The 15,884-nt window shown below is 48.2% G+C and carries 10 protein-coding genes and 1 pseudogene; 7 read left to right on the top strand and 4 right to left on the bottom strand.

Features of this window, described 5'->3' with window-relative positions; all coding sequences use genetic code 11:
- The first annotated feature begins 261 nt into the window (after positions 1–261).
- From EDC56_RS06105 to EDC56_RS06085, 5 genes are all read left to right on the top strand, one after another.
- A complete protein-coding gene (locus EDC56_RS06105) occupies positions 262–1,908 on the top strand; it encodes a DUF6531 domain-containing protein (RefSeq protein ID WP_123711586.1) in 1,647 nt (548 codons plus the stop codon).
- A gap of 42 nt (positions 1,909–1,950) precedes the next feature.
- Positions 1,951–3,549, top strand: a complete 1,599-nt coding sequence (locus EDC56_RS06100; RefSeq protein WP_123711585.1) for a DUF6531 domain-containing protein — start codon at positions 1,951–1,953, stop codon at positions 3,547–3,549.
- Positions 3,550–3,609: 60 nt separating this feature from the next.
- Positions 3,610–6,378 (top strand): RHS repeat domain-containing protein, encoded by a 2,769-nt coding sequence (locus EDC56_RS06095; protein WP_162844097.1) that lies wholly within the window; start codon positions 3,610–3,612, stop codon positions 6,376–6,378.
- Positions 6,379–6,380: 2 nt separating this feature from the next.
- The gene (locus EDC56_RS06090) at positions 6,381–6,824 is read left to right on the top strand and encodes a hypothetical protein (protein WP_123711583.1); all 444 of its coding nucleotides are present in this window, start codon (positions 6,381–6,383) and stop codon (positions 6,822–6,824) included.
- Positions 6,825–6,924: 100 nt separating this feature from the next.
- Complete coding sequence (locus EDC56_RS06085; protein WP_211333572.1) at positions 6,925–7,080, top strand: hypothetical protein; 156 nt, start codon at positions 6,925–6,927, stop codon at positions 7,078–7,080.
- A gap of 312 nt (positions 7,081–7,392) precedes the next feature.
- On the opposite strand, the gene EDC56_RS06080 is transcribed toward EDC56_RS06085, so the two are convergent.
- The 4 genes and pseudogenes from EDC56_RS06080 to EDC56_RS19430 all read right to left on the bottom strand — a co-directional run bounded on the left by EDC56_RS06080 (position 7,393) and on the right by EDC56_RS19430 (position 12,992).
- Positions 7,393–10,209 (bottom strand): hypothetical protein, encoded by a 2,817-nt coding sequence (locus EDC56_RS06080; protein WP_148059333.1) that lies wholly within the window; start codon positions 10,207–10,209, stop codon positions 7,393–7,395.
- 316 nt (positions 10,210–10,525) lie between these two features.
- Positions 10,526–10,708: pseudogene (locus tag EDC56_RS06075) on the bottom strand (transposase); the annotation flags it as partial.
- A 108-nt stretch (positions 10,709–10,816) separates the two neighbouring features.
- Positions 10,817–11,989, bottom strand: a complete 1,173-nt coding sequence (locus EDC56_RS06070) for an FAD-dependent monooxygenase (protein ID WP_123711581.1) — start codon at positions 11,987–11,989, stop codon at positions 10,817–10,819.
- A 790-nt stretch (positions 11,990–12,779) separates the two neighbouring features.
- Positions 12,780–12,992 (bottom strand): transposase, encoded by a 213-nt coding sequence (locus EDC56_RS19430; RefSeq protein ID WP_148059332.1) that lies wholly within the window; start codon positions 12,990–12,992, stop codon positions 12,780–12,782.
- A gap of 759 nt (positions 12,993–13,751) precedes the next feature.
- Here EDC56_RS19430 and EDC56_RS06060 point away from each other — a divergent pair.
- Complete coding sequence (locus tag EDC56_RS06060) at positions 13,752–15,284, top strand: hypothetical protein (RefSeq protein ID WP_123711579.1); 1,533 nt, start codon at positions 13,752–13,754, stop codon at positions 15,282–15,284.
- Positions 15,285–15,364: 80 nt separating this feature from the next.
- Positions 15,365–15,709, top strand: a complete 345-nt coding sequence (locus EDC56_RS06055; protein WP_123711578.1) for a hypothetical protein — start codon at positions 15,365–15,367, stop codon at positions 15,707–15,709.
- Positions 15,710–15,884 lie beyond the last annotated feature (175 nt).

Here is a 15,884-nt window from a genome sequence, read left to right as displayed (position 1 = left end):
TGATTAAGTTGACGAGTCAATAGTCTGCCTATTGTAGGGTGCAGGCTGTGTTTTGCCGTTTTTATAGTTATCAGTCATCGTAGTTTGCGAGAAGCGCTGCAGAGCGATAGCCAAGAAAAAGGAAATTGAAAGCCCAGAGGCTGAAGAACATCTTCGCTAACCGGCAGCAGCGACTACCACGATGAAGACAACGGCCTGCTGCTGCAAACCGTTCGCCAGTAAGCTGAAAAAACATAATTAACGATAAAAAAAGATTAAAAAATGAAAGTAATAGAAGAGCGAGAGTGTTTTGATCAGCGTTGTGTAGCAGCCGGCAAGGCATCTCATAGTGTCAGCAGTCGGCGGTTTTTTCTGAGGGGCGGAGTAGGGATGCGTTATTTATTGTTTGTTTTCATTGTCTTTTATTCTTCTTTTTCTTTGTGCGATATTTGGAAAACGCGGCATAGAGGTAATGTTTGTGATAGTGTTCTCGATGAAAGACGGGCTTCGTGTTTTAACTATGAGAAAGTTGAATTTTATCACCGATTTAGTTTTCGATTACTATCTGAGAATGCTGGCTATTGCTCTGGTAATTATGGTAACGGTCGGCAATGGTACTTCTATTGCGACTATTCAACTGATGATCCCTGCTCCGGTGATGGCACATGGGATCATTGGACAGAGAGTTGTGTAGCATCTGACCGATGCCTACTAACTAGCTTCGGTAACTTATGCCCTGACAAAAACCCCTCCGATGCCTGCCAAGACGCTGCTGACTATGCCGCAAACGCCTTCTGTCCTGCGCCCAACACGGGTGCCGGGTCGTGTGCAAACCCGACGGCGGGGAATCCGATCGCGATTAGCTCTGGTAATAAGTTCGAATCGATGATGGACTACTCTAACCAGGCGACGCTGCCGCTGACAATTGCACGGGCCTATAACAGCCAGCTGCGCGGCTGGCGCTTTAACCATCAAATTACGCTGATCATCGGCGAAAGCGAGATTATTTGGAGCGATGCACAGGGCAAGGGGTTATCCTTCCGCAAGCTCGATGGCCGGTGGCAGCTGCCAAGCCAGCCGAGTGTGCGTTTGAGCGAGCAGGCGGGGACTGGCTGGCGGCTCGATGATGGCGCGCGTCACTACCTTTTTGACGCGACCGGCAGGCTTCAGGCGATCGGTGATCGTGCGGGCAATACGCTGCATTACCACTATGTAAACGGTCTGTTAAGCCATGTCCGTAATCAGCAGGGCGACAGCTTAAGGTATTCTTTCAGTCGCAATCATCGCGTGACAGCGATTACCGCTGACGCCGGTTTGAGTTACCGCTACCGCTACGATGCTAACGCCAACCTCACCACCGTCACCTACCCCGATAATACTGTCACCGCCTACCACTACGAAGACAGCCGTTTCCCCAACGCGTTGACCGGTATCACCGACCGCCGCGGGGTGCGCTACGCTACCTGGGCCTACGATGATCAAGGCCGGGCGATCAGCTCCGAACACGCCGGCGGTGCCGATAAGGTCAGCTTAGCGTTTGACGATGCTGCCTTTGCTACCACCGTCACCAACGCGTTAGGTAAGCAGACTACCTACCAGTTTGAGGCTATTCAGGGCCGCAACAAAGTGGTGTCGGTCAGCGGCCACGCGTCGGCCAACTGCGCCGCAGCGAACAAAGCCTATACCTACACCGACAGTGGTTTACTCGCCACTAAAACCGATTGGCAGGGCGTGGTGACGCGCTACGAATACAACGAGCGTGGCTTAGAGACCCGGCGCATTCAAGCCGAGGGCACACCGGCGCAACAGATCATCAGCACCGACTGGCATCCCAGTTTGAGTTTGCCTATGCGCGTCACCACGCCGACCGGCAGCACCGACTACCACTACGACGACAACGGCCTGCTGCTGCAAACCGTGCGCCAGTAAGCTGAAAAAAACATAATTAACGATAAAAAAAGATTAAATAAAATGAAAATAATAGAAGAGCGAGAGCGTTTTGGTCAGCGTTGTGTAGCAGCCGATAAGGTGCGTCATAATATCGGTGGCCGGCGATTCTCTTTGAGAGGGGTAGGGATGCGTTATTTGTTGATGGTTCTTTTGTTGATGTCGTCTATGTCTGCGAGTGCGGGCTACTGGACGGTGTCCGTAAGGGCGTCACCTGTTTATTACAATCGAATTGATTGTAACAATATTTTGAAGCGTAAAGACGTAATTGCTATCAGGTTTGAGCCAACCAGTACTTTTAATTATTGTCATTATTACGTTTCTGAAAGTCCTGATGATTCCCCATGTTCTGGATCTGAGTCTTGGGATCCTTCGGTTGAGGCGTGCGTCGAGCCTGACCCATGCCTAACAAGCTTCGGTGATGCCTGCCCTGACAAAAACCCCTCCGATGCCTGCCAAGACGCTGCTGACTATGCGGCAAACGCCTTCTGTCCTGCGCCCAACACGGGTGCCGGGTCGTGTGTAAACCCGACGGCGGGGAATCCGATCGCGATTAGCTCTGGTAATAAGTTCGAATCGATGATGGACTACTCTAACCAGGCGACGCTGCCGCTGACTATTGCACGGGCCTATAACAGCCAGCTGCGCGGCTGGCGCTTTAACCATCAAATTACACTGGTCATCGGCGAAAGCGACATTATTTGGAGCGATGCACAGGGCAAGGGGTTATCCTTCCGCAAGCTCGATGGCCGGTGGCAGCTGCCGAGCCAGCCGAGTGTGCGTTTGAGCGAGCAGGCGGGGACTGGCTGGCGGCTCGATGATGGCGCGCGTCACTACCTTTTTGACGCGACCGGCAGGCTTCAGACTATCGGTGATCGTGCGGGCAATACACTGCATTACCACTATGAAAACGGTCTGTTAAGCCATGTCCGTAATCAGCAGGGCGACAGCTTAAGCTATCAATTCAGCAGCAATCATCGCGTGACAGCGATTACCGCTGACGCCGGTTTGAGTTACCGCTACCGCTACGATGCTAACGCCAACCTCACCACCGTCAGCTACCCCGACGACACCGTCACCACCTACCACTATGAAGACAGCCGTTTCCCCAACGCCTTAACCGGTATCACCGACCGCCGCGGGGTGCGCTACGCTACCTGGGCTTACGATGATCAAGGTCGGGCGATCAGCTCCGAACACGCCGGCGGTGCCGATAAGGTCAGCTTAGCGTTTGACGATGCTGCCTTCGCTACCACCGTCACTAACGCGTTAGGCAAACAGACCACCTACCAGTTTGAGGCTATTCAGGGCCGCAACAAAGTGGTGTCGGTCAGCGGCCACGCGTCGGCCAACTGCGCGGCGGCGAACAAAGCCTACACCTATACCGACAGCGGCTTACTCGCCACTAAAACCGATTGGCAGGGTGTGGTGACGCGCTACGAATACAACGAGCGTGGCCTAGAGACCCGGCGCATTCAAGCCGAGGGCACACCGGCGCAACAGATCATCAGCACCGACTGGCACCCCGATTTGAGTTTGCCAATACGCATCACCACGCCGACCGGCAGCACCGACTACCACTACGACGACAACGGCCTGCTGCTGCAAACCGTGCGCCAGTAAGCTGGCGTTAGCGAATAAAAAAATAACGAAAATTAGTAAAAAATTTGGATGAATAGCATAATGAAATCTCGCCTAAAAACACTCTCTGCGTTGATTGCCGTTAGCATCAGTTACGCCAGCGGCAGTATCGCGCAGACTATCCAGAGCTACCAATATAACGCGCAGGGTCAGCTGATCGAGGTCGATGGTGCACGCACCGATGTCAGCGATATCACTAGCTACAGCTACGATGAGCGCGGTCACCTCGCCTCCATGACAAATGCGTTAGGTCATACGCAGTTTTTCAGCCACGATTGGCGTGGTTTGCTGGAGCGGTATATCGATGCCAATGGTGTCGAGACTCGCATGAGCTATGACCTCAATGGCCGGCTGACCTCGACGACCGTAGTGGCGCCCGGTGGTGACCGCAGCCTTGATGCTGTGACCAGCTATCAATACAATGCAGAGGGCGATATCGAGCAGGTGACGCTGCCTAGCGGTGAACGGCTCGACTATATCTATGATCAGGCGCGCCGCATGGTCGGCGTGTTTAATCATGTTGGTGAGCGCATCGATCTGGTGCTCGATGACGCCGGCAACCTGCTCAGCCGCACGGTAGTCGATGCCTCTGGCACCATCACCGCTCAGCAGCAACGCGTTTATGATGAACTCAGCCGCTTAATTACAGTGGTCGGTGCTAAGGGGCAAGAGCAGCAAGTGCGCTACGATCTCAATGGCAACCGCATAGAAAGTGTCGAGGCTCTGGGGGGCACCACGACGAACACCTACGATGCCCTTGGTCGACTCATCTCTTCGCTGCACCCTGACCAAGGGGTGGAGCAGTTTGCCTACGATGGCGATAATCGGCTCACTCAAGTGACGGCGGCCAACGGGGCGATCACAGGCTACCATTACATGGATGGCCAGCTGCAATTGATCAGCAGCCCGGATACCGGCGATACGCAGTACGTCTATGACAGTGCCGACAACCTGATCGAAAAAACCGACGCCCGTGGTGTCGTGGTGCAGTACCAGTACGATGCGTTGAATCGTTTGTTAGCGCAAAGCTACCCTGAAAATAGCTATGCCGACGCACAGTTTAGTTACGACCAGGGCAGTAACGGCATCGGTCAGCTGACAGGGTTTAGTAACGGTGTTGCCACGAGTGATAGACAGTACGATTACCAGGGGCGGCTGCAGACTCTGACTGAGACTCTCGATAACCGCTGGCACTTCAGCACCGCTTATCACTACGACTTGTCGGGGAATATCGTCAGTATCAACTACCCTTCCGGGCGTATCGTCTACTACCAATATGACGATGTGGGGCGGGTGATAGAGATCAGTATGCAGGCGAGCGCGGCGGCGGTGCCGCAAACGCTGGTCAGCGATATTCAGTACCAGCCCTTTGGCGGTGTTGCCTCGTTGAGCTTTGGCAATGGCGTGAGCCAGCAATATGTTTATGATCTGGATGGTCAGATGACCGCGGTGACCACCAGCGGCGACAATCCACTGCGCGCCAGTGAATATCGCTATGACGGCAACGGGAATATCAGCGCGATTATTGACAGCTTAGATATCACCCCGACGCGCTATCTTAGCTATGACATGATGAATCGTTTGACCTGGGATCAAGAGGACGATCTGAGTGCCGAGCAAGCGGGAGAGGCGTTTAGCTACGATCAAGCCGGCAACCGCCTAACTCATCAGCAGTGGCAGAAGCCGAACCAGAGCACGCTGACCACGCTCAGCTATAGCCCGGCCAGTAACCGCCTGCTAAGCAAGGGTGAGCAGGCGATCAGCTACGATGCGACGGGTAATATTATCGGCTATGGCGCTGATCAGACTTTTTACTACAACGATAATAATCGCCTGGTTACCTACGCTAAAGACGGCGCTTGGCTCGGCGGCTACGCCTATAACGCCATCGGTCAGCGGGTGATTGCCTACGGCGAGGTTGACGGGGTGGGGCGGCAGCGTTCTTTGCACTATACCCAGGGCGGACAATACCTCAGTGAGAGCCGACTCTCGTTGGGTTTTGACTTTATCGATCAACAGACCGACTACATCTACCTCGGCACCATTCCGGTGGCGCAGGTGCGCCGGGATTATAATGCCGACGGCGCTACGGTCGCAGAGTCGTTGCTGTATTTGCACACCGATCAACTGCACACACCGCGGCTGGCCACTGATGCCGAGCAGCGGGTGGTCTGGCGCTGGAACAGCGATGCCTTTGGCAGCACGCCGCCACAGCGCGACCCAGATGCTGACGGCATCGACACCGACGTGCACCTACGCTTCGCCGGCCAGCTGCAAACCGGCGAGTCCCCGTTCTTCTATAATTACTATCGGGATTATGACCCAAGTTTGGGGCGCTATTTGCAGTCGGATCCGATAGGCTTAGCTGGCGGGATTAACACCTATGGGTATGTGGGGGGGAATCCGCTGGGGTATGTGGATCCGTATGGATTATTGAGGTGGCCGGGAGATATTTATGATGATGCTGTTAACGACACAAAAAGAAAGTTTCCAAATAGAAATGATGGGCACTGGAATGGTCGAGCAGATGCTTACAGGCACTGTTTAGCATCTTGTGAGTCTACGCGTGAAAACGGAACTTTTGTTGCTTGGTTGACTGGCGATGCGAATGAAAAAAGGGGAGATTGGTTAAGAAACCAAAATCAAAGAGAAAAGAATATGGACCAGTGGAATAACTCGTGTGGTAGTGCCGCTGCAAATGATTCTGGATCATGTGCAGGCAACTGCATGAAGTATTTAAAAAATGATGTTCTTGATTCTGGTAATGGTACTGGAGGGTCTTTTGGGTTTGGAAATGGTTACTGGGATTAATTATGAATAGTTTTGGTAGATATATTTTCTTTGTTTTTATGTCGCTTTGCGCTTCGTGTTCGGAGCATAGTGGTGTCGAGAAAGAAAGAAATATTTTTTTGAATTTTAAGAGCTATCAGTCTTCGGGGAAATTTGAAATTGAAAATCCAAAGTTTAAAAAGGTTGCTAATGAAATAAATGAAGCAAGACTTCAGCAGTATCGTCGTGATGACTATCAGCTTTCTGGCGATGCTATGGGTCTAATGTTGATAACTTTTTTTGATGATCGACTTATGCAGGTGATTTTTTATCCGAGTGATTGTAGTCACTATCAGGAGTTATTTTCTGCGCTGAGGCCTCATGATACTGGTGTAGATATGATTTACGATATTGATTATAAGGGGGCATGCTATGCTTCTTGGTCGGACCAGAAGTTACAAGCCGAATATGATTATTTTGTGCAGTAGGGGGATTCAGCGTCAAAAATAACTTAGACACCCACAGTTATTTGCCAACCCAGCATCCTCCTCTAAGCTTTAATCTACAAGCTTTAGAGGGGGGCTCAAAATGCCGACAGCCCGTAAGAATTTAGTCAGTATCAGTGATACGCCGTATTATCACTGTGTTTCTCGCTGTGTGCGCCGTGCCTTTCTCTGTGGTGTTGATCCTTATGATGGTAAGGATTATGAGCATCGTCGTGAATGGGTGGAATCGCGTTTATAAAATATAACTTAGACAACCACAGTTATTTGGTCCATTTGTTAGAAGAATAAAGTCAGTCATAGACCTATGCTGACAAGGAACTCAGAGAAAATCATCCTTGTAGAAGTACGCACTGTCATGGTGGTGTTCATTGTTCAACACTTTCTAGAGCAAGATAACTAAGCCTTCCATGGTTGTTACCAGTAGCCTCATCGACTAGTGTTGTTGCTGGTTTAGTTGTCCCGTCTAGTAAAAGGGTAATGCTGAGAGGCTGAAACGAAATGCGTTTTAGCCTCTAATGTGCAGTGAGTATTTCCTGATATCACATCGAAGCTAATTTGATGTGTTAGGGCAGCCGTAATCGCTTAGTTTGTGGAATTCAAGTCCTAGTGCCCCGCCAACCACAAGAGTATTATCAAGTCGTAAAACCTCCTTTGCAAACTCTGTATAGATTAAGCCCTGATGTTCAGCTTCAATAGGGATGTGGCAAGCTGAGTTCATATCGTTAGGATTGCTGAATATGCTTAGTTGTGTGTTGATTACAATAGAATACGAATGGTTGGCAACATAGAGGTAATCGCCATCGTGATTTAAATTATCGATACCGGTGAGTGCTCCATTGTGGTTAGCAAAGAGATTGTAGGCTGAATAGAGCCTATAGTTTGCGCTAGGCGCGCCGGAAGGCAGAATATCATATCGAAGTAGGTAGTCGTCACTGGCTGCATAGATGAAGCCATCGCCAGCAGTCATGTATTCTAAATTGTGAGTAGTATCTAACGAGCCCTCAGTTTTATAATGGCCGTTTTCATCAATACGGAAGTGGCGAAGCTTGTTGTTCGTATCCTGCTCCATGAATGAGTGGGTCTCGAGTGAATATAATACGTTATTCCAAACGGCGGTTTCTCGTGAGTGTTTGGGGCCCTCAAGGTAACTGCTTTCAAATATTCGGCTAAAGTCACTGATATCATAGGCGAAGCCCCTGGCAAAGGAATCGCTGCCTAGAAGGTAATTTCCAACTCGGAATAAATCATAGGAAGTGGGGAATGATCCTCTTGGCCCTTGCTCATCAAATGGTGAACCGTATTCAATGTCCTTAAGGTGGTAGGAGGGGGATTCAGGTTCGCTAAAGTCAATAATGTCATAGCTGTAATGATTAAAAATGAGCAGCTGGTCATTGTCTAAATAGGTTTGATAGCTAGCACCTAAATTGATGCTATAGAGGTATTCGAAATGATCATCTTCCTCGCGAAATACGGCCATTATTTTATTACTTGGTCGTCTAGGCTGGTGACTGAGGATATGAATATCTGAGTCGACGTACAGGTAGCCATTGTTGAAGCTGATATTGTTAACATAGCCTGGCTTATTGAATCCGGTAGTGAGCTTGTTGTGTGGGCCCTCAGCGCTGCCGAGTATGTCAATAGCGATGCTCCCGTTATCTATAGCGTAACTAACGTATGTTCTTTCAAGCTCTCCAGCAAGTTGAGTGTCAATAATTACCGCAGGTTTTACCTCACTTTGCAAGCCTGTTTTTATGCTGATGAGAGGAGCGCTGGGTGTGGTTGAGTCAACGATATAGCTGCCTTCATCCGTTTGCACAAGAAGTTGTGTCGGGTTGATGGTGGTAAGTGAATTAATTTTCATGCCAACATTGAGAGTGCTGATGAGGCTGAGGCTGTTGTGTGGTGAGAGATGGTAAAGCTTGAGGGTTGAGCCGTCACCGACAAATAACGTGCTATTGCTTAGTGCCATGCTGGTCATTGAGTGTGTTGCTACTACGGTGTCTACTACTTTAGGCGTGCCGTCATGATCAAGTTCTAGCCGGCTTAATCCACTACCGTAGAGAATGTAAAGGTCGTCTCTTATCATCAGTGAATCGTGATAGGATGGCGAGGTAGCAGTACTGGGTAGCGAGTCAAAACTAAAGTTTGCGTGGAGAGTGACGTTGTCGGATGATGACTCTTGTGAGCGTTTATAGATAGTTAAGTCTGTGGCGCTAGCATCAACCACGACGATATAACCTATTGATGAGCGAGCATCGATTGCATCATCAAATGTTACCGTTTCAATAAATTCTGGATTACCTCCATTATAGGCTCCGTAGCGTGACCAGCCGTCACGACCAAACGTAATAATTAATTCATCATTATCGTTATCATAATAGGTTGAAGTGGGGTTTCCTGCTAGCTGAATTGTTTCATCGGGCAATGAGTAAAGAAATGTTTTATAAGAATTATAGACAGCGTAGCTGTTATTGAGATAATTTATATAATAGCTCGTAAGCTCGCCTCTATCATTAATAAGATAGAGGTTGTCGGCACTACTGGTTATATTAAGGTAGCGGTCGTTTGTATTGTTCGGGTTTTCTAGTGTTGTGTACTCTAAAAGAGGTGAAAAGACTTTCCAGCCTTCGGGGAGTTCACTTGCTTCTATGGCGATACGTCGTTTGACCTCTGCGTAGGCTGCTGGTTTGTTAAGTGCGCTAATGTGACTGATAGGGTCCCAGATATTGATGTCGCGCCCGTCAATGACTGAGTCGCCGTTGATGTCTTTATTGATTAATGATTTTGCAATAAAGTCATACATGTTTATTGATAATGGCGAAAGGTCATCATCGCGTGAGGAAAATGTATATGCAGCAGATGTAAGTGGAGAGATGATCAGGTTTCCATTCAATAGCTCTTGACCAGTGCACAACAGGTATAGCGTGGCATGAATGTCGCGCGCGCTAGAGTTTTTTGTGTCTATATTAACATCTTTGCCTCCTTCGCTGCTGAGTAAATAGAGCCTGTCACTAGTTATATACTGATACTGATCGCTAATATCGAGAGAGAAATAGCCGGCATTATTGATGTCTTCAGCGTCCTCAGTGGTTGCCTGTGTGAGTTTCTCACCTGTGTCGTAGACGCTTAGAGTAACGGTGGCACCTGTGATTACACCGCCCATAACTCTGCCTGTAGCAAGAGTCATGGGGCTTCCAGTTGTCTCATTGGCATCTTCACCATCCCCGCCACCGCCACCGCCACCGCCACCGCCACCACAAGAAATAATTGATAGCGAGGATGTAATGAGAAGAAGGCGGGCTGCTGTACTCACTAGCTTGATTAAAAAAGAATCGTTTCTCTTTTTCATTGAGTATGTTTTTTCCATAAAATGCTAGCCTATTGTTATTTTTTTGATACTAACAATTATCCACTACTGTAAATATATTTTCATTTTTTGTCGGATATATTTACAGCACCGTTTAATGCTAGCGAAAATAACTTAGACACCCACAGTTATTTGCCAGCCCAACATCCTCCTCTAAGCTTTAATCTACAAGCCTTAGAGGAGGTTCTAAAAATGCCGACAGCCCGTAAGAATTTAGTCAGTATCAGTGATACGCTATAAAAGAAATAACTAAGACACCCAAAGTTAAATGTTAGCTGTAGCCAGTTTTCTGTGGGGATATTAAGCCGCGTTAGCATGTCTTCGCCATCTTGGCTCTAACGGGGTTTAAATCTACGTCAGTCATGCAGGCGATTAGGGCACCTTCATCGAGCAGTGCCTGGGGCTTAAACCGCCCTTCCCAGAAACGGCCGGTGCAGCCATTCTCCTGACTGGTCTGTCGTGCGATGGGTTCGTTTAATGCGCGTATAAAACTACTGATGCCATCGTTCGACGACCTCTCGTTGGGCAATACCTCAGAGAGGGGTGGCTCGCCCTTGGTTATGAGGGCGATATTTCGCGTGATGTTGGCAACCGAGGCGTTAGGGGCTTAGACAACTAGCCCGTCTTGCTGTGCTAGCTTCCGCCAGCCTTGCACATTAATAGGCCCCTTTAAGCGGATGACGGTGTTTCGGGCAAAGGCGGCGATAGGGGATTGCATCATCTTCATCTTTGCTATGGGGGCATCAGAAGCGTGATGAACCCAATGGATTCGATCTGAGCGTAACTGTTGATAGGCGGTGATCGCGTCATCAAGCCCTTGTTTTTTTAACTGTGTGGATAAGCAGATGATATCCTCAAAAGCGGCGGCTGCACCTTGTTGTAATAATGGCGAGCAGGCGTTGGCTGCGTCCCCGACATAGACGACTCGGCCGTTGGAAAAGTAAGGCTTGTCGACAGACCGGAGCCTTCCTGGAATGACGTCTATGTCATCCAACTTGCTTAAAATCTCGGTAGCACTGCCACGAAAGTGAGAAAATATTTGCATGAGATGCTGTTTGGCATCGCCGGTGCTGTATTGGCCGGCCTCATCATAGACATGGGCATAACAATAGAGTGTGTCGGGACTCACTGGGTAGACCATGAATAGCTCTGTACGCCCGAGCATATAAGTAGGTTGTAGGCCATGATCAGGCATCTCCACGATAAATCGCCAGTTTGGAATTTGATAATCGACGATAGAATCTTTCTGGCCACAAAACTGCTGACGCAATGGGGAGTTTATGCCTTCGGCCGCAACGATCAGGTCGAACTCACCGTTTAGGCGGCTGTCGGTAAATGTGCAGGTGGCTGGCCCGTTGGTTGATTGTTTGACATCCGTTAGCGAGGTCGAGAAATGGATGTTCTGCGCCAAGTCCTTACTTAAGATTTGGTGTAGTTGACTGCGTTGGAGTGCGACATAGGGCGCTTGGTTTATCGGTGGTTGCTGTAAGGAGGCCTTCGATAAAATACGCCCTGAAGGTTTGCAGTAGACGACTTCTTTTACCTGATGAGCAGACGCCAATACGGCCTGATCAAGCCCTAAAACCTCAAGCGCCTTTATCGCATTAAAAGGTAGTGCAATGCCCGAGGTGCTTTGTTGCATGGAGTCACGCTGTTCGATGAGGGTGTAGGCGATGCCCATGCTATCCAGCCTGCGGGCAAGCGCCAGTCCGGCAATTCCTGCGCCTGAAATGAGAATTCTTGGCGGCGTTAGCGGGGAGAGGGTTTTATTCTCTGTCATATTGCTTCCTAGCTTGCTCTGTTTAATCGCTCGCTGTTAGGTGTGGTTGATGTTTTGCACGGTGAAAGAGAGGCGCTATTGCTGGCCAATTTAAAGATCGTAACATACAAATTACTATTGAAAGGACAATAAAAATCATAGCGCGAAGTGATTTTTTAAAGGCCTCAACGTGCTAATGAGGAAGCTATTAAATGATATCTATGCTTATCAGTAGGGGGTTGGTTGGAGGATAAATAGTGCGAATAATGTATGCAGATAACGACGGCACGCTGTTTTTGAGACGATGTAGCTGGTACGGTAGCATGAAAAATAAGGAGCGAGCATGCGAAATTAACCGTTCCCGGCAATTTCGCCATCGATAGGAAGTGCGCTGACGGAACGATTGAGCGTTCACTACCGTAGAGCTTAACCACTAGACTTATTAAGTGTGTTGAGGGGCGCTAAAAGCGGCTTTATGCTTTGTTAATGTTATTGCTTGCTTCGATCAATGTGAGGGATTCGTCCTTGAACATTGATTGAAGCAAGTCGTTAAATATCCTCTTCTGAGTTTTAGGGGGTATTGATATCGACAAAACAAATAACTAAGACACCCACAGTTAAATGAAAAGGCTAAATCTCATTTACACTGAAAATACAGTAAATGGGCTCTGTCTTTTGACAGTAAAACCGGGATAAATTAGAGGCAGCAGAGCAAGAAAGCGATCAATTTCAGGTAGGTGGGCGTTATTTAGGCGTAGTGAGTCACGGCGGGTGGTTAGCCGGGCATAAGTTATGTTGATCGTAGGTTTATTTAGCCAAAGAGGGTGCGGCTAATTGTTATACTGTGTCGTCGTCTTCGCTTGTGATGTCGCTGGCAGTCATCCAGGCTTTGTGTGGTGCCCATGGGGCCGGTAAAGAGTTGCTCGAACGAGGTTGTTAGCTGTAGCCAGCTTTCTGTGGGGGGATTAAACCGCGTTAGGATGTCTTCGGCGTTGCTGCTGATGCAGCCGCTTTTTTTGCGCATCCACTCGCCCGGTTTGGTCGACGAGCTTCGTATAGTCTTTGAAGCTGAAGGACAACTTCTTTGGCATCTGTTTACGCTCGTTGTCAATGAGGAGCAGTAGCTCACGTGGCTGTTGGTCTTTATGGGCGGCGGCTATGCACAGCCTGATACTGGTTTGTGTTGATGCTTCGGGTGTCATAGCGATCTTAGCTTTAATGGGGTTTAAGTCTAGGTAGGCCATACAGGCGAGTGAGGCCCCTTCATCAAGCAGTGCCTGAGACTTGAGCGTCCTTCCCAGGAGCGGGAGGTGCAGCCATCTTCCTGATTGGTCTGTCGTGCGATGGGTTTGTTTAACGCGCGTATAAATCAGCTGATGTCGGCTAAGCGACGACGGTACTCCGTGATGCTGCTGTTGAGCGTACCCCGCTCGTAAGGTGCTACTGCTTAATCACTTACTGATGGTATTTTAGTTACTCTGCCCAGAATAATGCTATCGGTGAAATACTCACACCGTTATTGAATGTTTGTGTTGAAGACGTTTTTGTTCATTAACTAAGTCGTTTAATACATGGCTTTTAGTATTGTTACTATAACGCAAAGATTAATATTTGGTGTTATATCTTATTAGTTGCCGGTTGCTGAACAGATGATTATAGTTTTTTTGGGTCGACATATTTTACATGTTATTTTTATTTTTGAGCTTTTCTTAATCTTTATCAGCGTGTACTATTTTTGGCGCTGATTGAATGGCGTTCAAAAGGAAGACTGAAAGGGAATTTTATGAAGGATAAGTTACTCGTGTGGGTCGGGGCGCTTTGTGTCGCCTCTGTTGCGCATGCTGGAGGTCGCAGTGATGGCCCAAACCTAATGGATCGATTTTTAGAAAACAACTCATCTAAAGAGGTGGTGAGTAAAAAAAGATCACGCCTACTGTTGAGTGGTCCGGACGAGGCCAATACTGTTAGTACTAACAGTAAAGCTAAAACAGCTGAATGTAGCATAGCGGAAAGTATAAGCCCAGCTGGAAACTCACTGGTGTTTCATGACGCCATGTTGAGAGATTCGTTTAGTTTCGATGGGGTGTTAGAGAAGATTGTTACAACCAGCCCGGGCTTTGATAGCGTCTCATCAGAGCTTCTTCTTGAAAAGAAAAACCATTTAATTAATAGCTTGCTAGCATCGTTTAATAGAACTGAGGCGATGAATGGCGATGTAGAGATGAGTTTGGATAAACGTCCCTTAGAAGCAGCACTCAATAGTGATGGTGACTTTATAAGAAAAATGAAGCCATTAGGTTTGTTTAACCGCTTTGATTTGGCGAGCGAGAGCGGTAATCATTGCGGTGAGTATCGTGTTGCTTTTGGTGGTGAGCTAAATTCCGGGCGCTTTTTTGTCATTTTTGAGGCGCAATACCCTAACCCGCAGCCGGCACAGGGGTTAGCTGGCTGTGCACCGGTTGTTGATTTTTGGGCATCACTCGACGCGCTTTCATCTGAGGCTGCGTTAGCGAAGCTGCAAAGTTTTTATATGAACGGTATTGATCATAAAGGGGTTTCTCTACCAGCTGCTATCGACTTCGATCACTTTAGTGCAGGCCATGGTCAGGTGAGAGTCAATGCTTTTGTGACGAGAGTCTGGCAGCTTAGGGAGTTCAGGACGGGGCTTGATGAGAGCGGTGTCGATACTGAGTTTACCGTTGATACGGTTAAGTCAAACCCCTTGGCAGAGTTATATAAGAGCCAGGGTAGCGTCACGAAAAACCAGCAAGCCGCGGATACCTTGCGTGATGATTTCAGGTCTGATTTTCTACTCGATATGTTGCCACAGTTACTGGCACCAGAATTAAAAGGCAGGACAGCAGCTAGAGATATAATTAATGGTATTCGCCTCGATAATGACGATAAATACAATGAGTTTCAGTCGTCTTCAGATGAAAGTGATGCAGTAAGAGTTATCGCCGCAACCGATTTTATTACCGATGCTGATATTAATGAATTCCTCAATAACGCCTTGGCTACGGACGCAAGTACGGACCACGGTATTACTCGTGACATGCTGCTAAACCGTGCTGATGCTATGTCGTGTGGTGGCTGCCATAAAACTACTGATAACCGAGATATCGCTAAAGGGGTTAAGTGGCCAATAAGTGCTGGTCCCTTCGGCTTTGTGCACATATCTGAAGGTCATACTCTTTCTCCGGCGCTATTGGAGCAATTCCTGCCAGCGAGGAAGATGGTGATGGCAGACTATATTTGCAATGCGCCGAAGGCAAAGGTGAATATCTGGCCTGCGATTGAAGTGCTGCTGGATTAATAGGGTTGTAAAGAAGTAAGGGTCACAGCTTATTGTGATTCTCATTATTGTTAAATGATAAAATATAAGGGAATATAGAAATGAAAAAAATATTATCAAGTGTCGTATTAATGATGGCTGCGTCGCAGGTGTCGGCCGAGACAAACTTTCTTGATGTGTCGATCAATTCAATGAGTGCTGTTGCTTTCGGTTCAGCCAGTGCGGTAAACATCAATATAGATCCATCCTCGGAGCATAATTGTACAACGTTGACGGTAGCTCATAACCCGACACTTACTCAAGAGCAGTTAGATGAAACTGGGGCCGTAGGTGAGCTGCAATTTAAGATGATCTATGCGGCGCTATTAGCAATTAAGGCTGAGGGAGCGACGTTTAATGCTGCGAGCTTCCATGAAACCTGTATGATACAGGCCGTGGATTATTAGCATCCCGATATATACTCTCGACTTTCATGTTATATAGTTTCTCGTTTAGGAGAGTGCAATACTGTTGCTTGTGATGTTACTGCAATAGGTTTAGCTGTGTTAAGTTAGCGTTGAATTAATGTTAGTAAGGGCTGCTCTGGCGGCCCGTATTTAACATTATTATCTTTATCTTTAT

The organism is Sinobacterium caligoides (genome assembly GCF_003752585.1).
Lineage (GTDB): Bacteria > Pseudomonadota > Gammaproteobacteria > Pseudomonadales > Sinobacteriaceae > Sinobacterium > Sinobacterium caligoides.
This window is presented reverse-complemented; position numbering and strand designations above follow the sequence as displayed.